Annotated in this window: 20 protein-coding genes; 11 read left to right on the top strand and 9 right to left on the bottom strand. The window is 47.9% G+C overall.

Features of this window, described 5'->3' with window-relative positions; all coding sequences use genetic code 11:
- Positions 1-22: 22 nt before the first annotated feature.
- Together FIU82_RS09855 and FIU82_RS09850 are read right to left on the bottom strand one after the other, a co-directional pair.
- On the bottom strand, positions 23-1,945 hold the full coding sequence (locus FIU82_RS09855) for a PrkA family serine protein kinase (protein ID WP_022946163.1): 1,923 nt from the start codon (positions 1,943-1,945) through the stop codon (positions 23-25).
- A 231-nt stretch (positions 1,946-2,176) separates the two neighbouring features.
- On the bottom strand, positions 2,177-2,761 hold the full coding sequence (locus FIU82_RS09850; RefSeq protein WP_022946164.1) for a superoxide dismutase: 585 nt from the start codon (positions 2,759-2,761) through the stop codon (positions 2,177-2,179).
- A gap of 354 nt (positions 2,762-3,115) precedes the next feature.
- On the opposite strand from FIU82_RS09850, the gene FIU82_RS09845 reads away from it, so the two are divergent.
- The 5 genes from FIU82_RS09845 (at position 3,116) to FIU82_RS09825 (ending at position 11,532) form a co-directional block, all read left to right on the top strand.
- On the top strand, positions 3,116-3,454 hold the full coding sequence (locus tag FIU82_RS09845) for a Grx4 family monothiol glutaredoxin (RefSeq protein WP_022946165.1): 339 nt from the start codon (positions 3,116-3,118) through the stop codon (positions 3,452-3,454).
- Positions 3,455-3,647: 193 nt separating this feature from the next.
- Positions 3,648-4,562 carry an ABC transporter substrate-binding protein gene (locus tag FIU82_RS09840; protein ID WP_152440980.1) on the top strand — a complete coding sequence of 305 codons (915 nt, stop codon included), beginning with the start codon at positions 3,648-3,650 and terminating at the stop codon, positions 4,560-4,562.
- A 338-nt stretch (positions 4,563-4,900) separates the two neighbouring features.
- Complete coding sequence (gltB, locus tag FIU82_RS09835; protein ID WP_152440979.1) at positions 4,901-9,358, top strand: glutamate synthase large subunit; 4,458 nt, start codon at positions 4,901-4,903, stop codon at positions 9,356-9,358.
- Between the two features lie 8 nt (positions 9,359-9,366).
- Positions 9,367-10,782: an FAD-dependent oxidoreductase gene (locus FIU82_RS09830; RefSeq protein WP_151172491.1), complete on the top strand. Its 1,416-nt coding sequence runs from the start codon at positions 9,367-9,369 to the stop codon at positions 10,780-10,782.
- Between the two features lie 141 nt (positions 10,783-10,923).
- Entirely contained in the window at positions 10,924-11,532 is a 609-nt protein-coding gene (locus FIU82_RS09825) for a LysE family translocator (protein ID WP_045980315.1), read from the top strand.
- 92 nt (positions 11,533-11,624) lie between these two features.
- On the opposite strand, the gene recN is transcribed toward FIU82_RS09825, so the two are convergent.
- The 3 genes from recN to nadK form a co-directional block, all read right to left on the bottom strand.
- Positions 11,625-13,298: a DNA repair protein RecN gene (recN, locus tag FIU82_RS09820; protein WP_152440978.1), complete on the bottom strand. Its 1,674-nt coding sequence runs from the start codon at positions 13,296-13,298 to the stop codon at positions 11,625-11,627.
- Between the two features lie 69 nt (positions 13,299-13,367).
- Positions 13,368-13,913 (bottom strand): hypothetical protein, encoded by a 546-nt coding sequence (locus FIU82_RS09815; RefSeq protein WP_200860099.1) that lies wholly within the window; start codon positions 13,911-13,913, stop codon positions 13,368-13,370.
- A gap of 112 nt (positions 13,914-14,025) precedes the next feature.
- Entirely contained in the window at positions 14,026-14,910 is an 885-nt protein-coding gene (nadK, locus tag FIU82_RS09810) for an NAD(+) kinase (RefSeq protein ID WP_022946172.1), read from the bottom strand.
- Positions 14,911-14,998: 88 nt separating this feature from the next.
- Here nadK and FIU82_RS09805 point away from each other — a divergent pair, with 88 nt between their 5' ends.
- Positions 14,999-15,952, top strand: coding sequence for an HrcA family transcriptional regulator (locus FIU82_RS09805; protein WP_053911515.1), 954 nt, complete (start codon positions 14,999-15,001; stop codon positions 15,950-15,952).
- 49 nt (positions 15,953-16,001) lie between these two features.
- Positions 16,002-16,589: a nucleotide exchange factor GrpE gene (gene grpE / locus FIU82_RS09800; RefSeq protein WP_152440977.1), complete on the top strand. Its 588-nt coding sequence runs from the start codon at positions 16,002-16,004 to the stop codon at positions 16,587-16,589.
- A 30-nt stretch (positions 16,590-16,619) separates the two neighbouring features.
- On the opposite strand, the gene FIU82_RS09795 is transcribed toward grpE, so the two are convergent.
- The gene (locus FIU82_RS09795; protein ID WP_152440976.1) at positions 16,620-17,813 is read right to left on the bottom strand and encodes a multidrug effflux MFS transporter; all 1,194 of its coding nucleotides are present in this window, start codon (positions 17,811-17,813) and stop codon (positions 16,620-16,622) included.
- Between the two features lie 246 nt (positions 17,814-18,059).
- Here FIU82_RS09795 and FIU82_RS09790 point away from each other — a divergent pair, with 246 nt between their 5' ends.
- From FIU82_RS09790 to FIU82_RS09780, 3 genes are read left to right on the top strand one after another with little or no spacing between them, the layout of a single operon-like run.
- Positions 18,060-18,854, top strand: coding sequence for a M48 family metallopeptidase (locus FIU82_RS09790; RefSeq protein ID WP_152440975.1), 795 nt, complete (start codon positions 18,060-18,062; stop codon positions 18,852-18,854).
- Between the two features lie 19 nt (positions 18,855-18,873).
- A complete protein-coding gene (locus FIU82_RS09785; protein ID WP_152440974.1) occupies positions 18,874-19,437 on the top strand; it encodes a hypothetical protein in 564 nt (187 codons plus the stop codon).
- A complete protein-coding gene (locus tag FIU82_RS09780) occupies positions 19,427-19,843 on the top strand; it encodes a hypothetical protein (protein ID WP_152440973.1) in 417 nt (138 codons plus the stop codon). The genes FIU82_RS09785 and FIU82_RS09780 overlap by 11 nt, the downstream gene beginning before the upstream one ends.
- Positions 19,844-19,926: 83 nt before the next feature.
- On the opposite strand, the gene yeiP is transcribed toward FIU82_RS09780, so the two are convergent.
- The 3 genes from yeiP to FIU82_RS09765 all read right to left on the bottom strand — a co-directional run bounded on the left by yeiP (position 19,927) and on the right by FIU82_RS09765 (position 22,722).
- Positions 19,927-20,493 (bottom strand): elongation factor P-like protein YeiP, encoded by a 567-nt coding sequence (gene yeiP, locus FIU82_RS09775; protein WP_045980321.1) that lies wholly within the window; start codon positions 20,491-20,493, stop codon positions 19,927-19,929.
- A gap of 42 nt (positions 20,494-20,535) precedes the next feature.
- The gene (locus tag FIU82_RS09770; RefSeq protein ID WP_022946180.1) at positions 20,536-21,330 is read right to left on the bottom strand and encodes a nucleoside-binding outer membrane protein; all 795 of its coding nucleotides are present in this window, start codon (positions 21,328-21,330) and stop codon (positions 20,536-20,538) included.
- 78 nt (positions 21,331-21,408) lie between these two features.
- A complete protein-coding gene (locus FIU82_RS09765; protein WP_152440972.1) occupies positions 21,409-22,722 on the bottom strand; it encodes a Na+/H+ antiporter NhaC family protein in 1,314 nt (437 codons plus the stop codon).
- Positions 22,723-23,098: 376 nt separating this feature from the next.
- Here FIU82_RS09765 and dapB point away from each other — a divergent pair, with 376 nt between their 5' ends.
- The gene (dapB, locus tag FIU82_RS09760) at positions 23,099-23,905 is read left to right on the top strand and encodes a 4-hydroxy-tetrahydrodipicolinate reductase (protein WP_152440971.1); all 807 of its coding nucleotides are present in this window, start codon (positions 23,099-23,101) and stop codon (positions 23,903-23,905) included.
- Positions 23,906-23,970 lie beyond the last annotated feature (65 nt).

Genomic DNA, 23,970 nt, shown 5'->3' with positions numbered 1-23,970 from the left:
CCCTCAACTCACTACGTGCTGGTTACTGCGATTTGCGAACGCGCAAATACCACTCAGACAGTAAGCGCACTTGTTTCTGGGTGTAGCCTTTTTCAACCATTCGGTTAACGAAGTCTTCGTGTTTTTTCTGATCCTCTGCTGATGTTTTGGTATTAAATGAGATAACTGGCAGTAAGTCCTCGGTGTTGGAGAACATTTTTTTCTCAATCACTGTGCGCAGTTTCTCGTAGCTAGTCCAAAGCGGGTTCTTACCGTTGTTGTGAGCGCGCGCTCGTAAAACAAAATTAACGATCTCGTTGCGGAAGTCTTTGGGGTTAGAAATACCCGCAGGTTTTTCGATTTTCTCCAGCTCAGCATTGAGTGCGGCGCGGTCGAATAGCTGTCCGGTGTCAGGGTCGCGGTATTCTTGATCTTGGATCCAAAAGTCGGCATAGGTGACGTAGCGATCGAAGATATTTTGCCCGTACTCGGAGTACGACTCTAAATAAGCTGTTTGTAGCTCTTTACCGATAAACTCGACATATTGAGGGATCAGGTAGCCTTTTAAGTGCGACAAGTAACGTTCTTGCACTTCGGCGCTGTATTGCTCCCGCTCTATCTGCTGTTCCAATACATAGAAAAGATGGACCGGGTTGGCAGCCACTTCACTGTGATCAAAGTTAAACACGCGCGACAAGATTTTAAATGCAAAGCGGGTTGATAGCCCAGTCATGCCCTCGTCGACGCCGGCATAGTCGCGGTACTCTTGGTAGGATTTGGCTTTAGGGTCGGTATCTTTCAGGCTTTCACCATCGTAGACCCGCATTTTTGAGTAAATACTGGAGTTTTCAGGCTCTTTTAGCCGCGATAACACCGAGAACTTCGCTAAGGTTTCTAAGGTGCCTGGAGCACACGGAGCGTCGCTTAGCTCACTGTTGTGCAGTAACTTATCGTAGATTTTTACCTCTTCAGTGACGCGTAAGCAATACGGCACTTTCACAATGTAAACCCTGTCTAAAAAGGCTTCATTATTCTTATTATTTTTAAACGTTTGCCACTCTGATTCATTTGAGTGGGCCAAAATAATGCCATTAAAGGGCAGGGCGGAAATCCCCTCAGTACCGTTGTAGTTGCCTTCTTGGGTGGCAGTTAGCAGCGGATGCAGTACTTTAATGGGCGCTTTGAACATTTCGACGAATTCCATCAAGCCTTGGTTGGCAAGACATAAAGCGCCTGAGTACGCGTACGCGTCTGGATCGTTTTGCGCGTAATGTTCAAGTTTACGAATATCAACTTTACCCACTAGGGCGGAGATATCTTGGTTGTTTTCATCACCAGGCTCAGTTTTGGCAATGGCCACTTGATTTAAAATAGAGGGGTAGCGCTTTACCACCTTAAATTGACTGATGTCACCATTGTATTCTTTTAATCTTTTCGCTGCCCAAGGCGACATGATGGTACGCAAATAACGCTTTTTAATGCCGTATTCTTTTTCTAGCAGTTCGCCGTCTTCAATGGCATTAAAAAGGCTCAGGGGGTGATCATTCACCGGTGAGCCTTTAAGACAGTAAATAGGCACTTGTTGCATCAAGTACTTAAGCTTTTCAGCAATCGATGATTTACCACCGCCTACAGGGCCGAGCAAGTATAATACTTGTTTACACTCCTCTAGGCCTTGTGCGGCGTGTTTTAGGTAGGAAACAATCTGCTCAATGGCATCTTCCATACCATAAAATTCATTGAAGGCGGGGTATCTTGGTACAACTCGGTTAGAGAAAAGCCGACTTAACACCGCATCTTGCGATGTATCGACCATTTCTGGCTCGCCTATGGCTGTTAGCAGGCGCTCTGGTGCCGTGACATAGGCTGTCTTGTCTTTTTTGCACAGCTCTAGAAACTCGCTAATGCTGTACTCTTCTTCCTGGGATGCTTCAAATCGTGATTGATAATGCTCGAAAATTGTCATACCGACCTCCAAGTTACCCGAAGCTGAGATGAAAGGGTGGAAAGATGCGACTCGGTACTTAAAGCGTAGACAGTAAAGTGAAATTTTGCGAAATATATTAGGAATTTAGTTATTCATATTTAGCGCTATGAACAGCCACAAAAAAGCCGCATGAGCATGGTGCGCACACGGCTTTTATCAACTTAGAACAAGCAGGTGAAAAAATTTCACCTATTTATATCAGCGGTTAAATTAAGCGCTGAAGTTCTGGTTTGCGAAGTCCCAGTTTACTAGCGACCAGAAGCCTTTAAGGTAATCTGGACGTACATTGCGGTAGTCAATGTAGTAAGCATGTTCCCAAAGGTCAACGGTCAGAATTGGAGTTACGCCTTGCTCAGTTAGAGGCGTAGCTGCATTTGATGTGTTAACGATATCCAATGAACCGTCTGCAGTTTTAACTAACCAAGTCCAGCTCGAACCGAAGTTGTTTACTGCTTTGTCATTGAATGCTTCTTGGAACGCTTCAAAAGAGCCCCATTTAGCGTTAATCGCATCGGCTACAGCGCCGGTTGGTGCACCACCACCGTTTGGAGAAAGGCTGTGCCAGTAGAACGTGTGGTTCCAGATCTGAGCAGCATTATTGAAAACACCGCCTTCAGATGAGCATACGATTTCTTCGAGAGATTTACCTTCGAAATCAGTACCAGCAATAAGGCCATTTAGCTTTTGCACGTAGGTGTTGTGGTGTTTACCGTGGTGATACTCAAGCGTCTCTTGAGAGATATGTGGCTCTAATGCATTGATTTCGTATGGTAGTGACGGTAGTTCAAATGCCATGTTTTTCTCCATCTATCATTATTTGAAAAAAGGGCAAGCAGCTGCGCGCGGACTGCGCAAAGTGTACTGAATGCCATTATAGTGGTACTATAATTCCTGAGTATTTTACTCAAGTTTTAGCAAACAGCAACGCCAAAACGGCGACAAGTGCCTGAACCTGCGTTTACAGTAGACGTCTTATACGACGATTTTGCTACATCAGAGCAAAAAATATCGTGGTTGCCTTCATCACCGTCATGCTACGGTATCAACAGCGCGCTGTTTGCTTTAAAATTACTGCTAACGATAGACATTGTGGTCAAAGTGATGGATTTCAACACTTACCGTCACATTTAACAGAAATTGAGGTTGTACATGGAAACCGTTGAAAAGATTAAACAGCAAATTGCTGAAAATCCCATTCTGCTTTATATGAAAGGCTCTCCAAAACTACCAAGCTGTGGCTTTTCTTCTCAAGCAGCGCAAGCGATGATTTCTTGCGGCGAGCAGTTTGCTTACGTTGATATCCTACAAAACCCGGATATTCGTGCTGAGTTACCAAAATATGCGAACTGGCCAACTTTTCCGCAGTTATGGGTGGAAGGTGAGTTAGTCGGTGGTTGCGACATTATTATTGAGATGTTCCAACGCGGCGAGTTGCAGCCTCTCATTGAGCAAACAGCGGCAAAGTACAAAGACGCTGATAGCGAATAAGAGTAAAAAAGCCAGGTTCTCCTGGCTTTTTTATTAACAGTAGAACCCTGTTCAGAGGCTTTGACTGATACCATCGATCAGCGACGCATTTCTCACTAAAAAGCAATTTTTCGAATCCCTCGGTAAAAACTTTCTATCTGCACAACTTCGGTTAAACTTTGTTATTAATAGCAGTTTATTGGGCGTGCCTTGTATGTTCATGCTTTATATTCGTGTGACCGTTTTAATTTTGGCAGTGGCCATACTCCCCGCTAGCTACTCCTACGCGCAGCGTCAATCTATTACGATTGACTATCAAGTAAATGATGCAACCATGAGTTACACAGGTTTTTGGCGTGGCAGCACCTTTATTGTTGATGCAGGGTTCGAGCGTAATGTGATTGTCGCGACGCTTGATTGGCCTCCTTACTTGGGGCGTAATCAATGTCAGGGTGGCTGGCTATTGCATTATATGGCGGCGTTGCTATTGCAGGCTGGGTATAATCCTGAGTTCAGGTTTTTGCCTTGGGCTCGAGCGGTACGCATGACTGAATTGGGTCATGCGGACATTTTAGCTCCAGAGTATGAAATAGAATCATCCGCGCCCTCAGACGTCATCCCTGGCAGCACGCGGCTTAATCATCTCGCATTGTCCTCAGCATTAGCGCATGCACCGGTGCATTATGTGGCTGCAGCAGACAGTGCTATCACCCAGGCCCCGCAAATATCGGAATTGCCCAATTACTCTCTTGGTATCGTTCGTGGCTATCAAAATGCCCCCCAGGTAGATCAAGTGATCGACAGTGGCCAAGTCATTGTTCAGCAAGCTATAGATGATGCGCAAAACCTTAACTTAGTGGTTAACGGGCGCGTTAACCTCATTATTGGCGATCCCTTAGTATTACATACCGTAGCCAGTGCAAACGGTATTGACCGCGCTGCCTACCGAGTATTGCAACCAAGCATAACCAATCAGCCGTTGTATTTTGCGTTATCGAAAACGCGGCCACAGTGGCAAGTGTTGATGCAAGATATCAATCAAACCATCCCTGTTGCCAGTGCTCAGCAATTGCGCCAACAGCTTACTGAGCGTATTGATGAGCACTGTGCAGCTCAGGGCACATATTAAGGTGAATTTTTATTCGCAATGTGAATAATTATTCACGCTCACCTCATCTTTACGTTAACGTAAACGTTCGATTTTAAGCTCGGTATTTACACGATTTGTAAATATGACACTGGTGTCATATAAAAAATAACGAGTATAAATAGTAAAAATACCTCTATATCCCCTTGCTTCGCATATGTTTACAAAGCGTGAAAAATATTCAAGAATGTGAATATGTATTCATAATTTCATTGACACTCTGTTTGCAAAGCGTTAGCGTTGACGGTCTGCTAGGCCGCCTGTGAGGGTTGCTTGCAACGCGGTTAGCACGCAGTAGCAAGGGGGAGAGGAGTCCGCAAATGTTATATGACTCAGCATTAGAAAAAGATAATTGTGGCTTTGGCTTGATAGCCCAAGTCAACGGGCAAGCCAGCCATAAGTTGATTCGCACCGCGATCACGGGTCTTGCCCGTATGGAACACCGGGGTGGTATTTCTGCAGACGGTAAAACCGGTGATGGTTGTGGCTTGCTGATGCAAAAGCCAGACAGCTTTTTTCGAGCTGTAGCCAAAGAAAACAACTGGTTACTGGGCAAAAACTACGCTGTGGGAATGGTTTTCCTAAGCCAAGATCCGGTTCAAGCCGAAGCGGCAAAACGCGTTATCACCAAAGAATTAGAACAAGAAACACTGACCCTACAAGGGTGGCGTGAAGTGCCGACCGATACCAGTTACTTAGGCGATATTGCCTTGAAGCAATTGCCACAGTTTATGCAGGTTTTTGTCAGCGCCCCGGAAGGATGGCGACCAAAAGATTTGGAACGTCGGCTGTACATTGCCCGCCGACGTATCGAAAAACAGTTAGAACAGGATAAGGATTTTTACATTGCTAGCTTGTCTGGGTTAGTCACTGTATATAAAGGCCTGATGATGCCAGAGGACTTGCCAAATTTTTATCTCGATTTGGCAGATATCCGCATGACCTCGGCAATTTGTGTTTTTCACCAACGTTTTTCCACCAATACCCAGCCGCGATGGCCTCTAGCACAGCCGTTCCGCTATTTGGCTCATAACGGTGAAATCAACACCATAACGGGCAATCGACAATGGGCTCGGGCTCGTGCTTATAAGTTTTCCTCGCCACTGCTGCCTGATTTGCAAAGTGCCGCCCCTTTTGTCAACGAGAGTGGCTCAGACTCTTCGAGCTTGGACAACATGTTGGAGTTGTTTTTAGCCGGGGGGATGGACCTGTTCCGCGCGATGCGCATGTTAGTGCCACCGGCATGGCAAAAGAACCGAGCGATGGATGATGATCTGCGCGCATTTTATGATTTCAACTCTATGCATATGGAGCCTTGGGATGGACCTGCAGGCATTGTGATGTCCGATGGTCGCTTTGCTGCATGTAACCTCGACCGTAACGGCTTGCGACCTGCTCGCTATGTGGTGACCCAAGACGGGTTTATCACCTTGGCTTCAGAGGTCGGGATTTGGGATTATGCCGCCGATGAGGTGGTGGAGAAGGGCCGTGTTGGTCCTGGTGAACTGATGGTGGTTGATACCTTGCATGGCAAGGTATGGCACTCAGGGGAGATCGATCAAGACCTCAAAGCAAGACACCCTTACAAACAATGGCTGGAGCAAAACGTTAAGCGCCTCACGCCTTTTGAGAAGCTGACCGACAAAGAAGCCGGTAACCGTTCGTTTGACGCTGATACGCTACTGATTTACCAGAAAATGTTTGCGTACACCAATGAGGAGTTGGACCAGGTCATTCGGGTAATGGGTGAAAATGGCCAAGAAGCCACCGGTTCAATGGGCGATGACACGCCATTTGCGGTACTTTCTGAAGGCCATCGCTCCTTATATGATTATTTTCGACAAAAGTTTGCTCAGGTCACGAATCCGCCTATCGATCCACTGCGCGAAAACCATGTCATGTCACTAACGACCTGCATTGGTCGTGAGCAAAATGTTTTCAATGAAACCACAGGACACGCTAAGCGCTTGCAATTTGATTCGCCAGTGCTGATGTACTCGGATATGGTGCAGCTGCGCAGTGCCAATGATGAGCACTATAGCCACAGCCAAGTGGACCTAAACTACACCAGTGATGAGACCTTAGAGCAGGCGTTGGAACGCGTTTGTGATGAGGCGCAGCGTAAGGCTGAAGAAGGCGCGGTGATGGTGATTTTAACCGACCGCCATATTACCCAAGACAGCCTGCCTATTCCGGCGGCAATGGCCGTTGGCGCGGTTCAGCAACGTTTAGTGAATAACAACTTGCGTTGTGACACTAACATAATTATCGAAACTGCAAGCGCACGCGATCCTCATCATTTCGCGGTGTTACTTGGTTTTGGTGCAACCGCTATTTACCCTTACCTCGCCTATGAATCGCTGGTGGCGATGAGCGATAATAAGGTGATCGACAAGAGCTATCGCGAAGTGACGTTGTCTTATCGCAATGCTATCAACAAAGGGTTGTTTAAGATTATGTCGAAAATGGGGATCAGTACCATTTCGTCATACCGGTGCTCTATGTTGTTCGAAGCGGTGGGATTATCCGATAAAGTGGTCGAGCTATGCTTTAAAGGCGTAGCGAGTCGTATCGCTGGTGCCTGTTTTGCGGATTTTGAGCACGACCAAGGCAAGTTGCGCAAACTGGCATTTAGTGCACGTAAACTGCTCTCCCATGGTGGGCTGTTAAAATACGTTCATGGCGGCGAATATCACGCTTATAACCCCGATGTGATCCAAACACTGCAAACCGCAGTGCGTTCAGGAGACTATGCGGACTATCAACGTTATGCGGCCCTAGTAAACAATCGTCCCATCACTAATTTACGCGATATGCTCGCGCTGCGCAGCGATACTACGGCCGTTAGTGTCGATGATGTTGAGCCGGCAGAGGCGCTTTATCAGCGCTTTGATTCTGCCGCCATGAGTATCGGCGCTTTATCGCCAGAAGCGCATGAAGCTCTGGCAATTGCGATGAACCGCTTAGGCGGGTGTTCTAACTCGGGCGAGGGTGGCGAGGACAAGCTGCGCTTTGGTACCGAGAAAAATTCACGTATTAAACAAGTGGCATCAGGACGCTTTGGCGTCACTCCGCACTATCTGCGCAGTGCTGATGTTATCCAAATCAAAGTCGCCCAAGGCGCTAAGCCCGGCGAGGGAGGCCAGCTGCCCGGTGAGAAGGTCACACCTTATATCGCAAAACTTCGGTATTCGGTACCAGGTGTGACCTTAATTTCACCTCCACCACACCACGATATTTACTCTATTGAGGATTTGGCGCAGCTGATATTCGACCTCAAGCAGGTGAATCCAAGTGCGATGATCTCGGTTAAGTTGGTATCAGAGCCAGGGGTCGGCACCATTGCTACCGGTGTGGCCAAAGCTTACGCCGACCTTATCACCATAGCCGGGTACGACGGTGGCACCGGGGCCAGCCCACTGACATCGGTAAAGTATGCGGGTAGCCCGTGGGAGTTGGGGTTAGCGGAAACGCAGCAAGCCCTAGTTGAAAATGGCTTGCGTCACCGTATTCGCTTGCAAACAGACGGCGGTTTAAAAACCGGCCTAGATATTATTAAAGCGGCCATTCTCGGCGCTGAAAGCTTTGGTTTTGGCACTGGGCCTATGGTGGCTCTGGGGTGTAAATACCTGCGTATTTGTCACCTCAATAACTGTGCAACCGGTGTAGCGACGCAAGACGAGACGTTACGGGCCAAGCATTATCATGGCTTGCCTGAGATGGCGATGAACTACTTTAAGTTTATTGCCCAAGAAGCGCGAGAAATCATGGCATCGCTGGGCGTCACGCGGCTAGTGGATTTAATTGGTCGTACCGAATTACTCGAAGCCATTGAGGGCAAAACGCCGAAACAGCAAAAAGTCGACCTCAGTCATTTATTGGAGAAGCCCAATAATATCAGCGGTGAGACCCTATACTGCTCGGTGCACAATACTTCGCATTATACGGGGCGCTTGAATGAGGAGCTGCTCGATAAAGCCAAGGAGGCCATTGATAACTTATCGGGTTTAAACTTGGTGAGCCGCATTAATAACACCGATCGTTCCATTGGTGGCATGCTTTCCGGCTATATTGCCTCGAAGCACGGTAACCAGGGTATGGCCGCTGATCCAATTCGTCTTGAGCTACATGGCACTGCCGGGCAATCCTTTGGTGTGTTTAATGCCGGTGGTCTCGAGATGACCCTTATTGGCGATGCCAATGATTATGTCGGTAAAGGCATGGCCGGCGGGCGCTTAGTCGTTCGCCCACCAATGGGCTCATGTTTCCAATCACACCAAGCAGCAATTATTGGCAATACCTGCCTATATGGTGCAACTGGGGGTCATTTATATGCTGCCGGTTGTGCTGGCGAGCGCTTTGGTGTGCGTAACTCCGGCGTCACCGCTGTGGTTGAAGGCTTAGGAGATAATGGCTGCGAATACATGACCGGCGGCGTCGTATGTGTGCTTGGTAAGGTTGGGGTCAACTTTGGTGCAGGGATGACAGGTGGTTTTGCCTATGTACTCGACGAAGCCCAAGACTTTGATAAACGCATCAACCCAGAGCTGGTGGAAATTGTCGAACTAGATAACTTAGTAACACATCATGAGCACCTCCGTGGATTGATAGCTGAACACTTAGAACTCACCGGTTCGCAGCGAGCCGAGGCTATTCTTGCCAGCTTTGATCTGTATTTACCGCTGTTTAAGTTGGTGAAACCAAGATCCAGTGATGTGCAGAGTTTATTGGGCCACCGCGCCCGCAGTAGCGCGGAGTTGCGCGTACAGGCGCAATAGGAGGAAGTATGAGTCAGAATGTTTATCAATTTATTGACGTGCAGCGCGTGGACCCAAGGAAAAAGCCGATTTCCACACGCAAACAGCAGTTTGTCGAGATTTACGAACCATTTTCGCAAAACCAAGTCGACTCTCAGGCCGATCGCTGCTTGGATTGCGGCAACCCCTATTGTGAGTGGCAGTGCCCGGTCCATAATTACATCCCGCAGTGGCTAAAGCTGATCCGCACTGGACGTATACTCGAGGCAGCAGAGCTGTCTCACCGCACCAATAGCCTGCCAGAGGTGTGTGGGCGGGTATGCCCGCAAGACCGTCTTTGTGAAGGCGCTTGTACGCTCAATGAAGACTTCGGCGCGGTGACTATAGGGAATATAGAAAAATACATCACCGATACCGCGTTTGCTATGGGCTGGAAGCCTGATATGAAGCACGTGGTGTGGACCGATAAAAAAGTCGCCATTATAGGTGCTGGCCCCGCTGGCTTGGGGTGTGCTGATGTGTTGGTACGTAATGGCGTTAAGCCGGTGGTATTTGACCGTCACCCAGAAATCGGGGGGTTGCTAACCTTTGGCATTCCTTCTTTCAAGCTCGAAAAAGAAGTAATGCAGCGTCGTCGTGAAATCTTCACCGAGATGGGAGTGGAGTTTCAACTGAATACCGAAATAGGCAAAGATATTGAATTGCAAAGTATTATTGATCAATACGATGCAGTCTTTTTAGGTGTTGGCACATACCAAAGCATGCGCGGCAATTTAGCCAATGAGGATGCCGAAGGCGTCTATGACGCATTACCATTTTTAATTGGTAATACTAATCGCGTGATGGGCTATGATGAAAGCCAAACGCCTTTTGTTGATATGCAAGGCAAGCGTGTTGTCGTGCTTGGCGGTGGAGACACCGCGATGGATTGTGTGCGTACCTCGGTGCGTCAACAGGCAAACCATGTGATCTGTGCCTATCGTCGCGATGAAGAAAATATGCCGGGCTCAAAGCGCGAGGTGAAAAACGCCAAAGAAGAAGGCGTGGAATTCATGTTTAACGTTCAACCTAAAGGTATTGAGGTGAATGAACAAGGCATCGTCACCGGTGTGAAAATGATAAAAACCCAACTCACAGAGGCGGATGAAAATGGTCGTCGCCGCGCTGAAGAAGTCGCGGGCTCTGAACATGTTGTGGCCGCTGATGCCGTGCTCATGGCTTTTGGCTTCAAACCCCACAAGATGGAGTGGTTATCGCCGTTTGGTGTCGAAATCAATAGTTGGGGTGGGATCACTGCGCCTGAGCAAGGCGAATATACTCACCAAACGACTAATCCAAAGATTTTCGCTGGCGGTGACGCGGTACGAGGATCCGATCTGGTCGTCACAGCGATCTTTGAAGGTCGAAACGCCGCCGAGGGCATCATGGACTACCTCGAGGTATAAAGTTCTTTTCTGGGAAAATCAAAGCGGGCCCTTGTTGGCCCGTTTTTTTATAGCTAACAGTGACTGAAAAAGGATAAGCTAAAAACCGCTCAACTGGTTTTTCATCCGTAAGTGCAAATTATGACAGGGAGGTAATGAGCTATGGAATATGTGTTAGCGGTGACTCTGTTTGCCATTTCGGCTTCCATCACTCCAGGACCCAACAATATTTTAGTGATGACTTCTGGCGTTAACTTTGGCGTTAAGCGCAGTTTGCCGCTACTGACAGGCATTTGCGTAGGCTTTGCTGTTATGTTGTTGCTTGTCGGCCTAGGATTTTCTTATGTATTTAGCAGATACCCAAGCCTGCACTTTGTCATAAAGTGTTTAGGTGTTCTTTATTTACTCTACCTTGCGTTCGTTATTGCTTTTTCATCCGCTGCCATTGAGGGGAAGGAGCAGCATCGACCTTTATCATTTATCAATGGTGCGTTATTTCAATGGGTTAATGGTAAAGCTTGGGTTGTTGCTAGCGGCGCTATTGCCGCTTTTACGAGTGTTGGAGGGGAATTTAGTGGCGACAATATTGTTATCGTCCTGACTTTCTTATTGGTGTCATTTCCCTGCGTTGGCGTGTGGCTAATGTTCGGTTCAATGCTTAAAAATCTACTCAACACCGCAAACAGACGTCGCTGGTTTAACCTGACGATGGCTTTGTTACTGGTGTTATCGGTGATACCTGTGCTCAAGGAAATAGTAACAGCACTTTAGTGCACAGCCTCAATCCATAAGACCGTACACATTGCTAATGTCGAGTTGTTAGCGCTCTGAGCGCTCATATAGAGTTAATCGAGTGTCATCCCTCACCCGTGTGCGGCAATCAACTCTTTGGCGTTAGCCAGCGTTGCTTTACTAATGTTGTCCCCTGCTAATAGCCGCGCAATTTCATCGACTCGTCCTTGCTTATTCAACGGCTGCATCTGTGTATAGGTCTCATCGTTGGCCACTTCTTTGGCGACAAAAAACTGGTTCATAGCACTGGAAGCCACCTGCGGTAAATGGGTCACACAGATTACTTGTGTTGATTCACCCAAACGACGTAATAACTTACCTACCGCAGCGGCTGTCGGGCCAGAAATACCCACATCCACTTCATCAAAAATAAGAGTAGGCGTGGTAACCCGTTGAGCGATAATTACTTGAATCGCTAAACTGATGCGCGATAACTCGCCTCCGGATGCTACTTTGCTAAGCGCCTGTAAGGGCTGGCCTGGGTTGGTACTGACCATAAACTCTATGCGGTCTTGGCCTTGCTTACTGGGGGCTCGTGCGTTGTCGTAATCAAGCTCAATGGCAAAGCGGCCATTTTCCATCGATAATTCATGCATACTGGCGCCAATTAACTCGCCCAGTCGCTCAGCCGCGTGTTTGCGGCTGTCTGAAAGCGCTAAACTGTGCTGCTGATAAGCAGCCAGTGCCGAGGCTATTTCTTCGTCTAATTGGGCTAAACGTTGGTCATCAACGCAAATAGCTTCTAACTCAGCCTTAATATGCTGATGGTGCTCTACTAAGGCCTCGGGTTCAACCATGTGCTTTCTTGCCAGAGTTACTGCGGTGCCAAGACGCTCATCTAGATACTGTAAGCGCTGTGGATCGAGCTCGGCGCCATCGCAATAAGCGCGTAACTCGCGGCTAGCTTCTTCCACTTGCACACAGGCATCGTTGAGCATAGTCGCTACGCCCTCAAGAGCGTTATCAATGTTGGCCAGTTCGGCAATAGTAGCGGCGCTTTGTTGCAATGCACCGTTAATGGTTTGTTCTTCGCCCTCATATAAGGCATAAAGCTGTTGTTGTGAGCCTTCTAGTAATTGCTGTGAATGACTGAGTTTGTGATGCTCAGCTTCAATGTCAGCGTATTCACCCTCATTGAGGGAGAACTCATCAAGCTCAGCAACTTGATATTCAAGCAGTTGCTTCTGTGCTTGTTGTTGGGCGTGCTTAGCTTCTAGCTGCTGGCGTTCACGATGGAGATTGGTATAGGTATGATGTGCGTTGGCCACTTGCTCAAGTAGTGCACCGTGGCCTGCGTATTCGTCTAGCAAATGCAGCTGCTGGTCGCTTTTTAACAACAGTTGATGAGCATGTTGGCCATGGATGGAAAGTAAATATTGGCCCAACTCCTTTAGCTGTCCAGCGGTGACGGCAATGCCATTAACGTAACTTTTACTACGGCCATTTTTAGCAACCACGCGACGCAGCAAACACTCGTCATCATCGCCCTCTAACATATGCTCTTGCAAATACTGTTGTGCTTTAGGCAGCTGGCTAATATCAAACCGCGCGCTAATATCGGCTTGCTTTGCCCCTGGGCGCACTGCGCCAGCGTCAGCACGTTCACCTAAACACAGCGACAGCGCATCAATAGCAATGGATTTACCGGCCCCAGTTTCACCGGTTATGGCGGTCATGCCACTGCGCCATTGGGTTTCCAATTCGCTTACAATGGCAAAATTAGTAATTTTTAATCCACACAGCATACTGTTCATCCATCCAGTTATGTATAACTGTTAATCTATACAGTGTTTGTGGTTTTTGCAAATTAAATTTTAAACAGTTTCGTGCTGAGCTGATGAGTGCTCTTGCTGCTCATCGACGTCGTCCTCAGTCTCATCAGGCTCGTCTTTAAGCTGCTCGTGGTCACTGAGATCGCTGGAGGTAAGCTGCGTCAGCAGGGTAGGGAGGATGTCATGGTAAAACGCAGCATTAAACTCAATACCGCGTGTGGGTAATTCACTAATAAAGTATTGAATCCGCTCTGCTAGAGTATCTATGTCGTTACGCACATAAGACTTAGCTAACTCGCTGTCCAACGTCTGCAGCACACGTTCACTGATGTATTCTAAATAAGTGAGGTTATCCTCATTGTGCCCTTGAACAACGAAGAAGTTGCTGCAGATAGCATTGAGTTGCGGCACATGTTTGGGACGTAGAATGCGAGCTTCTTCATACTCATGCAGATGGCTTTGAAAGCGTTGTTGAACTTGCTTGACCCGAGCGTTAAACATACGTCGTTGAGCCTCTCGCGCTTTCTCACGGTTGCGCTCAATGACCATGTACACACCAAGCAAGGTAATAAGTAAAATAAGTGTCAAGATGACGACGAAAACCATGAGGATACGAGTGGGAACCGAAAACAACTAATGCCCTATTCTTATGTAAATAGGGCCTAATTGCAATAAAAACTGAACGCTAAGTTAACGCTGGCTAATACAAGCGTGAACCCCAGTTTAGCTTTTGCCTCAACACGTTATAGTACGAATAGTCAGTTGGATGGACTAGCCGCAAAGGCTTTTCAGCCTTTTTAATAACGACCTCATCACCAGGGAGCAGGGCCAGTACCACGTGACTATCACAACTCACTTGCAGGCTATCGGTATTACTAGGACTGAGTTGCAAACGCACCACACTGTCGCCATCAACGACGAGCGGGCGGCTGGAGAGGGTGTGTGGGAACATAGGTACTAGCGACATGGCATTTAAACCTGGCGTGAGTATAGGCCCGCCACCAGAAAGTGAATAGGCGGTAGAACCCGTGGGCGTGGACACTATCAGGCCATCTGATTTTTGTGAAAAGACAAAATCATCGTTGATAAAACACTCAAATTCAATCATATGAGCCACTTTATCGGCGTGCAGTACGGCCTCATTCATGGCTGAGTTGGCACTTTTTAGCTCAGCATGGCGAAACACTTCGACTTCCAATAAAAAGCGTTTTTCTTCTATATACTGACCGCTGAGAACCTGCTCTAAAGAGGCTTCAAAGCTATCGGGGTTTAAATCGGTTAAAAAGCCTAAGTTACCTCGGTTGACGCCGATCACCCCAACATCAAAGCGGGCAAGCACCCGAGCGGCACCGAGCATGTTACCATCGCCGCCGACAACAATCGCCAAATCGGCCCGTTCACCCAACTCCACTAAATCCACCAAAGTGGCTTCTTTCGCGTCTTCAAGTTGGCCGCCATAGTGGCGCTCGACCAAAACCTTGTAGCCTAGTGCTTGCAAAAAGGTATAGAGGCGTTGTAATGTCAGCGCCGCGCCTTCATGATTGGCTTTACCAATTAAGCCTATGGTTTTAAAAGATGCGCTCATAAATGTGCCAAGACCGAACTAACTCCTTATAGAGTAACGCAAAAGTCAGGGTGTTGAAACTGAGGCAAAGAGCCTAAATTATAACTATATGAAATTATCACCACGTGACGAGCAGATTTTCTCTGCTGTAATGAGCTTGTATTGCGACGGCGAAGGTAATCCTGTCGCCTCGACCCGTATTGCTAAGCAAAAAGGCATGGCGGTGTGCAGTGCCACCGTGCGCAATGCCATGTCTCGACTTGAAAAGCTCGGTTTACTGTACTCACCTCATACCTCTGCGGGGCGTATTCCTACTGAGCAGGGGTTTGCGTTTTGGTTTGACAGCTATTTCGACCTCGACCAACTCGGCTTGTATTGGCAGCCCCCGCAGGACAAACTGATTGAGTTTGCGCATCACCTCGCGCGACGCTTTAAAGTGTGCGTCTGTGTCGGCCTACCACAGGTAACGACGCAAGTTGTATTTCGAGTTGAAGTACTTGATTTTGACCGCAAACATTGGCTGGTGCTGCTGCTTGACCGGCACGGGCAAAGCCATAACATTCTTATTACTAAGCCCGTCGAAGCCAACGACGACATTCGCTATCAGTTTGCAACTTGGCTGAATTCGGTGTTTGCCCAGCAAAATCTGCTCGAGGGGATCCACCGCATGAAAGCAATGAGTCGCACTGCACCGCATTATTGTCATGGTTCGCTGGCTCAGTGGACGCGAGAGCTGGGTAATAAATTGGGCACTGATAACAGCATCGTGGTGGGCGAGAATAACCTCTACGCTCACAGCCAGCACGACCAAGAATATGCTATTGGAGTGCGCTTTTTACATGCGGTTGAAGACAAGCTGGCTTTTCGCAATGGCGTGTCGGTGCTACTAGGTAACAGTGTGCCGATGCCGGGATTTGATGACTTCTTAATATTGAGTTTGGCGTACTTTGCGAATCACGAATACCAAAGCCGGTTTTGTGTGATTGCTCCGAAATCAGCAGAGATCGAAGCAATTATTCAAGAATTTGCGCAAATCGAAGAAGTGGACCTTGAAACCACTTAAACCATCCCCATAATGAAACGCAGTTAAGCAGTTTTTGGAGAACAGATAAATGTCCGAGCAAACACAGGCGAAAGAAAACGAACAGGACAACCCGCAAGAAGCGGTGGAACAAGAGCAGGCGAGTGAGCAACAAGCTCAAGGCGAGGATAACAGCGCAGAAGCTGAAATCGCTGCGCTTCACGCAGAATTAGAAGCGGCGAAGCAGACGATAGAAGATCAAAAAGATAGCGTTGTTCGCGCTGCTGCCGAAGTGGAAAACATTCGTCGTCGTGCGGCTCAAGATGTCGACAAGGCGCACAAGTTTGCACTGGAAAAGTTTGCCGGTGATCTGCTTCCTGTGCTCGATAACCTTGAACGTGCCATTGAGTTCGCTGATAAAGACAACGAGGCTATTAAGCCTATGCTCGAAGGCGTTGAAATGACAGCGAAAAGCTTTGTCGAAGCGCTTGGCAAATTTAACGTTGAAGTGGTTGAGCCACAAGGCGAAACATTCAACCCTGATTTACATCAGGCAATGAGTATGCAACCCAGTGAAGACGTAGCACCTAATACTGTGCTTGCAGTGATGCAAAAGGGCTACACACTCAACGGTCGCCTATTGCGCCCGGCTATGGTGATGGTGTCAAAGGCGCCGTAATAGCCTTTAGATAATGCTTTAAATGCCCGCTTAGCGGGCATTTTTTTTGTGATGCCAAAACTGGGTAAGCAGAATCAGTACTAGGGCACTGAACATCATACTTGAAAATGGCACCGCATTTTCGGGATGGATCAGGGCGAGAATAGGCCCTACCAGCGCGCCGCTACCAAAACGCAAGGTACCAATCACGGCGGTTGCCGTGCCGGAGTTGCGTTCAAATTCCATTAAAATAAGGGCATCAGCATTGCTGGCAATGATACCCAAACTCATCATTAATGGCGCAATACTAAAGACAATAAAGTACAGTGACTGCTGCATTAGGCTCACTGTGAGTAAGGTGCCGCCGGCAATAAAAGCCAGAGCTAAGCCGATAAACAACATGCGCCGAGAACCCACTTTTGGTACCACACGGGTATTGACGAAGTTGCCTATCATCAGCGCTATTACGTTAAAGGCAAATAACACCCCAAACAATTGCTCTGACACTTCAAAGTAATCTAAATAGATAAACGGCACCGAGGTCAAAAAGCAAAAGAAAGCGAATGACGCCAACATTGAGGAGAGTATATCTGCCCGGGCTTTAGGTTCGCTTAGTACTACCGAGTAGCTTTCAAAAAACAGCCTCAAGCCACGCTTTTCGCTGCGATAAATGGGAATGTCGATCAGGTGCATTTGCACCCACACAAGAATAAATACGGCATAGCCCGCTAACGTTAAGAAAATCACTTGCCACTGCGCCAGAGAAAAGATCAGCGAGCCAATACTCGGGGCAATGAGCGGTGCAATCATCATAATCATCGACACATAGCTCATGCCTTTAGCGGTATTTTGCTGATATATATGACGAATAATGCCAGGCACCACAACGGTAGCAGCGGCGCCGGTAAAGGCTTGTGCAGCCCGTAATGCCCAAAAAAGATGGATGTCTTGGCAAAACGCCAACGCCAGTGAGCACAGCGCGAATAGCCCAAGGCCAATGCGGGCAAGGCGACGACGGCCCATTTGATCGGCTATAGGGCCAAAAAACAGCATACCTAACGCATAACCACCCAAGTACACACTCAGTGAAATTTGCACTTGTGGCATGGTCGCGCCTAAATCAGCGGCAATTTGCACCATCGCCGGCAGATACATATCCACCGCAAGCGGGGTAATAGCAACAATACTGGCTAACAGCGGCAGTAATAAACGCCGACTAGGCGTTCTTATATCGTCTGTGGACATAGAATTCAGTCTTCAATTTGATAGTGTGGAGAAACCAAGGCTGGCTTGATACTTTTAACGTATTGGGGTTCAGCGCAGACGGATAAAACACCTTGGTTTGTTCACTATATCACCCGCTGCCAGTAGGTAACAGCCAAATGTTATTAAGATAATGTTAATTATACAGTTTTATACTTTTGCGTAGAGCTAGGCGAGCCCCATCACACTTTGCTATGCTAACCTCATTCGGTAAATAGGGAACAAATCATGAAACATGCTTTAATCGCGCTGGCGCTTGTCGCCGCGCTTGGTGGATGCAAAACATCGCCCACGGGGCGCACCCAAGTGGCTTTATATTCAGACAGTGAGATGAGCCAACTCGGCGGTGCTAGCTTTGAACAAATGAAAAAAGAACAGAAGATCAACAAAGATCCAGCCACCAATGCCTATGTGCAGTGTGTGGCTGATGCGGTGATCAACGTTCTACCGCAGCAATACGCGCAACAAGAGTGGGAAGTGGTGGTGTTTGATGAGCCCTCGGCGAATGCCTTCGCATTACCTGGTGGCTACATTGGTGTGCACACCGGGCTATTAGATGTCGCGCAGAATCAAGATCAACTCGCGACGGTGTTGGGTCATGAGGTGGGGCACGTGATTGCTGAGCACTCAAATGAACGCGTTTCGCAAAGCCAACTACTGCAAACGGGTATGCAGTTAGGTGCTGTGGCACTGGATATGAGCGAGGTGAGCTATCGCAATGAGATTATGCAGGCCTTGGGTCTAGGAGCCCAATTTGGGGTGGTGCTGCCTTTTAGCCGTACTCATGAAAGCGAAGCCGATGAAATCGGTCTTGAGTTGATGGCCAAAGCAGGCTTTGAGCCCCAACAGTCAGTGGCATTGTGGCAGAATATGGCCAAGCAAGGTGGCGCTCGTCAGCCAGAGTTTTTATCAACCCACCCGGCGCCATCAAGTCGCATTACGCAGTTGCAAAAGCAAATGACCAATGCACAAAGCTTGTATAGCAGTGCTCAAAAGCAAGGTAAGCGCCCGCAATGCCGTTAGTCGCTCGGTAAGCACTTAAATGCTCAGCGCCTATAAAAAACTTAAACAAAGGCCGCCAGTATTTATCCCACTGTCACTGGCGGTTGTGCTTATCATTGATAGTTTGATTAGCGCGCCGGTATTTGCCATACAGTGGCACACCCCCATGCTGATGTATCGTATCGGTGTGGTGTTTAGCTCGGTTAAGTTAGTACTGGCTGGTGGTTTGAGCGCATATTTGTGGTGGGCGATAGAAAAGCGCAGCTACAGGCCTTTGGCTACTATCGCCGCGCAAGCAGTCATGCTAATGAGTGCCTTACATGGCATTTTACTGCTTGTGGGTATGCAGAGTGTGATCGATAAATCAAAGCACTATGAGCAGATTGGCCCTTATATCTTGGCGCAACAGCACAATGATAACGAGCCTGGCTACATGCAGGTGCTCTATGTATATTGCCCTAAAGCACTGGGTTTTTACCGCTTAACAGAGGTTCAGCGCCAGCCCGGGCCTCCTGCGATGCTGTTAGTCAAGCGAGATAAACAATGGTTTGTGCAAGGCACTGACCATGCACTGCCATCACCTGGAGAAATCTGTGGCCAATAATTACTTAGTGACACTATTGATAGCCGTGGCGAGTTATAGCGGCTTTAGCAATGCCAAGGGCAGTGATAGCGCTTTGCATCTAGACCCTAGTTTGCCAACAAGCTTAGCGCTGGCCTTTGCTAATGATAACAATATTGAGCCGGATATCAGTGCTTTCAAAGTATTAAATGTGGTGCCTATGAGCAGTCGCTCTGGGCGTCGGGTGGCGATGCTGACCATTGAAAACACTGAAAGCGGCCAACGCAGTTTGAATCATCAGCAGGTCATGGGGCTTTTTGCAGATGGTATGCGGCGCTCACCAGAGGCTTTTAAGCAATTATTTACGGGGCGACAACGTTTGTCTATTACCGTTGATTTTGCGCAGTATGACCACCCGCTGCTTCAGGTGTATACACGTAACGAATAGCCAGTGTGAAACGCAGTCAGATGCTTACAGCACGCCCGCTAAGGAAGAGGTAAGCGAGCGCTTACCTCTACAATAAATCAGCGCTAAGCGCGGCTGATAAACTTGCTCTCAGCGGTGTTAATTTTAATCTTATCGCCGCTGGAAATGTGTTCGGGCACTTGTACTACCAGTCCTGTACTCAAGGTTGCCGGTTTGGTGCGTGCACTGGCCGATGCCCCTTTAATGGATGGTGAGGTGTCTTCAATCACTAATTCAACGCTAGTTGGTAGGTCGATGGACACAGGGCGTCCTTCAACTAACACCACCTGTAAGCCTTTGGTCGACTCGTCAATAAACAGTAGCTGTTCAGCAATGCTGTCTTTGTTGAGATGATAGGGGGTGTAGTCCTCTTCATCCATAAACACATGCTCATCACCGTCAACATACGAAAACATCGCAGCACGACGCTGTAAATCGGCAAAATTAAGCATGTCTTCGGCTTTGAACGTTTCATCCACCTTGGTGCCATCAACCACATCATACATGCGCATGCGGTACAGGCTTCCACCGGCGCGGCCTTGAGGCACAGAGCGCTCAATGTCGCGTACAATCATCACCCGACCTTGATACTCAATAGCCGCGTGTTTTTTTATCTCACTTGCCTTGGGCATTATTATTATTCCTCGATTATCTAAGAGCTGTAAGTTACCTGATCAAAAGGTCCAAGCCAAGTGAATTTGCGGAACCGACTCAGAGGTATTGGTGCCCAGTTTATTGTGCCAATATTGCCATTCGATACCTAGCATCAAGGTGCGTTCTTTGGCGTTAAGCGCGTGGCCCAAATCCCACTGCAGGATCGGTTGTGCTAATACCCAGTTTTGTACTTTTTCGCCAAACTCATTAGTACGGCCATCAATGTACTCAACGTGGCCGGTAAAGTAGAACTTTTGCTCGCCGAGGCTAAAAGGTGCGCCCCAGGCAATATCCAGCATCCAACTGTCGCTTTCGGTTGGCGCGCCGCCGGCACTAATACCATCGCTATCATCAATATAAGCTGTGACTAAGGTAGAGAAAAAGTCAAAGCCATCTACCTGCCAGTCGAGTTTCACGCCGGGTAGGTATTTCAGTACCTTGGCATCGCCTGCGGCATTAAAGCCCATTACAAAACCGACATCCTTGAGAGGGCCGGCACTGATATTTTCGCCAGAGATTTTTGATAGGCTGAAATTGGAGTACCACTCACCGTAGAAATCACTGTCTTGGTAGCCATCATCAAGATCATCATGAATAACATCGATAAAAAAGAAGTTATCGCCGTAATCGTAAGCCGACGCGTGTTGCAAAGACACGACGCTGGTATCTGCTTTTTGGCCCGAGAAGGGGTTTTTAAAGTCGCCATAATTCACGTGCAGTTGAGTCTGACTCCAATTGGCCGCGAACGCTGGCATGCTCAGCAAGCTACAGCCTGTCAATGCACAGGCGACAAGGTTACGTGTATTGATTTTCATAACAAGATGTTTCTAAAAGGAAAGTCAACGCAATTATAGCAGATGATGGCGAACAACCACCATCTGCATGGCGTTGATTTAACCGCGATGGCGCCGCAGTATGATGGTAATAATTGCCGTAACAGCCAAGATGAAGCAGTAATAAGCCGAGGTTGATACCTGCCATGGACTAATGCTAAACGTTGCACCTAGTAGCAGAGCTTGGGCGCCGTATGGCAATGAGCCTTGTAGTACACAGGCAAAAATATCCAGTAAACTGGCCGAGCGTTTTGCTGCAATGTCGCCATCGTCTGCGAGCTTCTTAGCCACCGGGCCTGCGACAATAATGGAGACCGTGTTATTGGCAATACACAAATTCGATGTCATCACTAGCAGCGCAATACCAATTTGGTCAGCCACCTTGCGATTGAAACGGGCAATGATTTTGGTCAACGCTTGAATTTTATTGGCAAGGTAATCCAGCCCCCCACCTCGGCGAATAAACTCCGACAGGCCACCGATGAACATGGATAACAAGAAAATCTCTTGCATGTCACTGAAACCCTGATAAACGTCTTTTACAAAAGCACCGCCTTGGTAGTCGCCTGTAAAGCCCATTATTGCCGCGAAGATAATGCCGCTAAAGAGCACTACAAAGACATTCAGTCCCATCACCGCAAGCACAAGAATAAAGAAATACGGCAACACTAAGAGCCAATCAAACTCCGCTACTTCTACCTGTTGTGGTGGTGGTGTGAGCATGATCAATAATGTAATTGTTAAAATGGCGGCAGGCAGGGCGATTTTTAAATTCTCACGGAATTTGTCTTTCATCTCGCAGCCTTGGGTGCGTGTAGCCGCAATGGTGGTATCAGATATGATCGATAAGTTATCGCCAAACATGGCTCCAGAGACGATAGTACCCGCCATAAGTGCAGGGTCGATGCCTGTTTTCGTCGAGACGGCAAGGGCGATTGGGCCGATGGCGCCAATGGTGCCCATAGACGTGCCCATGGCCGTCGATACTATCGCGGCTATTAGGAACAGCCCAGGTAATAGCATACTTGCAGGAATAAAAGACAGGCCGGCATTGACCACAGCATCAACGCCGCCAGTGGCTCCAGCAACAGCGGAAAATGCGCCAGCCAATAGATAAATCAAACACATGGTGATGATGTTGCTATGCCCAGCACCACGAATAAAGGTTTCTACCGAGGCATTAATACTTTGTTTTGTTATCAAAAAGGCGATAACGATGGCTGGTAGAATCGCGACTGGGGCAGGGAGTTGGTAAAACGCATAATCGACACCTTGCGATTGCAAATACAATCCAGTGCCCAAAAATAGCGCGACAAAAATAAGCAGTGGAAGCAACGACAGTTTTGCCGTTGTTGCGTTGTAAGTAGGCTGCATGAATACCTCAAAAAATGATCGCCAACAGCCAAAAGTTCTTCTTTTAGCTGTATTTCTTTCGCATGATTTGTCCATCAAACCCTGCGTGCGCCCGCAAGCCAAAGACCAAATCGGCGCGTAATTTTGGGCAGTTTATACGTATGGACGGCTAAAGTCTACGGCGTTCATTGTGGTTGTTGTTATTTTACTCAGTAGTAACACAAAAAATTAACATTATCGAGCGCTTAGCCATAATTAGCGGGCTTACCTTGGGCCTAAATTGAAGTCGCACACGACATGACTGCAGGGCATTGTTTTGAATCTTTCTCACTCGCGCACCCTGTGCATCTGCGTTAGCATAGAGGCTATCAGTATTTCATTGATTGAAGGAAAATATATGTCTGCTCGTGTAGGGGTACTCGGTGCCAATGGCCGAATGGGGCAAGTGTTATTAGCTGCAACCAATAATGATGGTGACACGCAGCTCGCAGGCGCTTATGTACGCGCGCACTCGCAACTGCTCGGTGTCAACGTCAACAATATAGTTAAAGACCTAAGTGAACACGCTGAGGGCTTAGCTTTTAGCGCCTTCGATGAGCAAAGTCAGTGTGACGTGCTGATTGATTTCACCCTTCCTGCTGGCATGCTGGCCCACCTTGATATCGCCGTTGCTAAAGGCACACCGATGGTGATTGGTACCACCGGGCTTGATGAGCAACAAATGCAGCGTTTGTATGATGCCAGCGAGCATATCCCCATTGTTTTTGCCCGTAACTTTAGCGTCGGTATTAATTTATTACTTAATTTGGTGCAAACGGCAGCGCAGAAAATGGGTGATGACGCCGACATAGAGGTTTTCGAAGCTCACCACCGCCATAAGATTGATGCGCCATCAGGGACCGCATTAGCCCTTGGTGAAGCCATTGCCGAAGCCAAACAATGGCAACACGATGACGTCGCTGTGTATGACCGCTCACAAAGTGAGCAGGCCAAATCTCAAAAGGAAATTGGCTATTCGGTGCTACGAGGTGGCGATATAGTTGGTGAACATACGGCTTACTTTGCATTAATGGGTGAAAGGCTTGAATTAACACACAAAGCAAGCTCAAGAATGACGTTCGCGCAAGGAGCAGTGAGGGCTGCGAAGTGGGTGCAAAATAAGCAACCTGGCTTTTATACTATGCAAGATGTGCTCGAACTATAGAACTTTAAGGGTGTTTTTACGAGTTTCGGGAGCTTTTCATTGAATAGGTGCTGTTTTTTATATTT

It is taken from the genome of Pseudoalteromonas sp. THAF3 (assembly GCF_009363775.1).
Taxonomy (GTDB): domain Bacteria; phylum Pseudomonadota; class Gammaproteobacteria; order Enterobacterales; family Alteromonadaceae; genus Pseudoalteromonas; species Pseudoalteromonas ruthenica.
Note: the sequence above shows the minus strand (reverse complement) of the source record. Positions and strands in the feature narration are given on the sequence as shown.

Coding starts and splice junctions, on each gene's coding strand:
- FIU82_RS09855 (WP_022946163.1), bottom strand. CDS start 1,945: ATGACAATTTTCGAGCATTATCAATCACGATTTGAAGCATCCCAGGAA.
- FIU82_RS09850 (WP_022946164.1), bottom strand. CDS start 2,761: ATGGCATTTGAACTACCGTCACTACCATACGAAATCAATGCATTAGAG.
- FIU82_RS09845 (WP_022946165.1), top strand. CDS start 3,116: ATGGAAACCGTTGAAAAGATTAAACAGCAAATTGCTGAAAATCCCATT.
- FIU82_RS09840 (WP_152440980.1), top strand. CDS start 3,648: ATGTTCATGCTTTATATTCGTGTGACCGTTTTAATTTTGGCAGTGGCC.
- gltB (WP_152440979.1), top strand. CDS start 4,901: ATGTTATATGACTCAGCATTAGAAAAAGATAATTGTGGCTTTGGCTTG.
- FIU82_RS09830 (WP_151172491.1), top strand. CDS start 9,367: ATGAGTCAGAATGTTTATCAATTTATTGACGTGCAGCGCGTGGACCCA.
- FIU82_RS09825 (WP_045980315.1), top strand. CDS start 10,924: ATGGAATATGTGTTAGCGGTGACTCTGTTTGCCATTTCGGCTTCCATC.
- recN (WP_152440978.1), bottom strand. CDS start 13,298: ATGCTGTGTGGATTAAAAATTACTAATTTTGCCATTGTAAGCGAATTG.
- nadK (WP_022946172.1), bottom strand. CDS start 14,910: ATGAGCGCATCTTTTAAAACCATAGGCTTAATTGGTAAAGCCAATCAT.
- FIU82_RS09805 (WP_053911515.1), top strand. CDS start 14,999: ATGAAATTATCACCACGTGACGAGCAGATTTTCTCTGCTGTAATGAGC.
- grpE (WP_152440977.1), top strand. CDS start 16,002: ATGTCCGAGCAAACACAGGCGAAAGAAAACGAACAGGACAACCCGCAA.
- FIU82_RS09795 (WP_152440976.1), bottom strand. CDS start 17,813: ATGTCCACAGACGATATAAGAACGCCTAGTCGGCGTTTATTACTGCCG.
- FIU82_RS09790 (WP_152440975.1), top strand. CDS start 18,060: ATGAAACATGCTTTAATCGCGCTGGCGCTTGTCGCCGCGCTTGGTGGA.
- FIU82_RS09785 (WP_152440974.1), top strand. CDS start 18,874: ATGCTCAGCGCCTATAAAAAACTTAAACAAAGGCCGCCAGTATTTATC.
- yeiP (WP_045980321.1), bottom strand. CDS start 20,493: ATGCCCAAGGCAAGTGAGATAAAAAAACACGCGGCTATTGAGTATCAA.
- FIU82_RS09770 (WP_022946180.1), bottom strand. CDS start 21,330: ATGAAAATCAATACACGTAACCTTGTCGCCTGTGCATTGACAGGCTGT.
- FIU82_RS09765 (WP_152440972.1), bottom strand. CDS start 22,722: ATGCAGCCTACTTACAACGCAACAACGGCAAAACTGTCGTTGCTTCCA.
- dapB (WP_152440971.1), top strand. CDS start 23,099: ATGTCTGCTCGTGTAGGGGTACTCGGTGCCAATGGCCGAATGGGGCAA.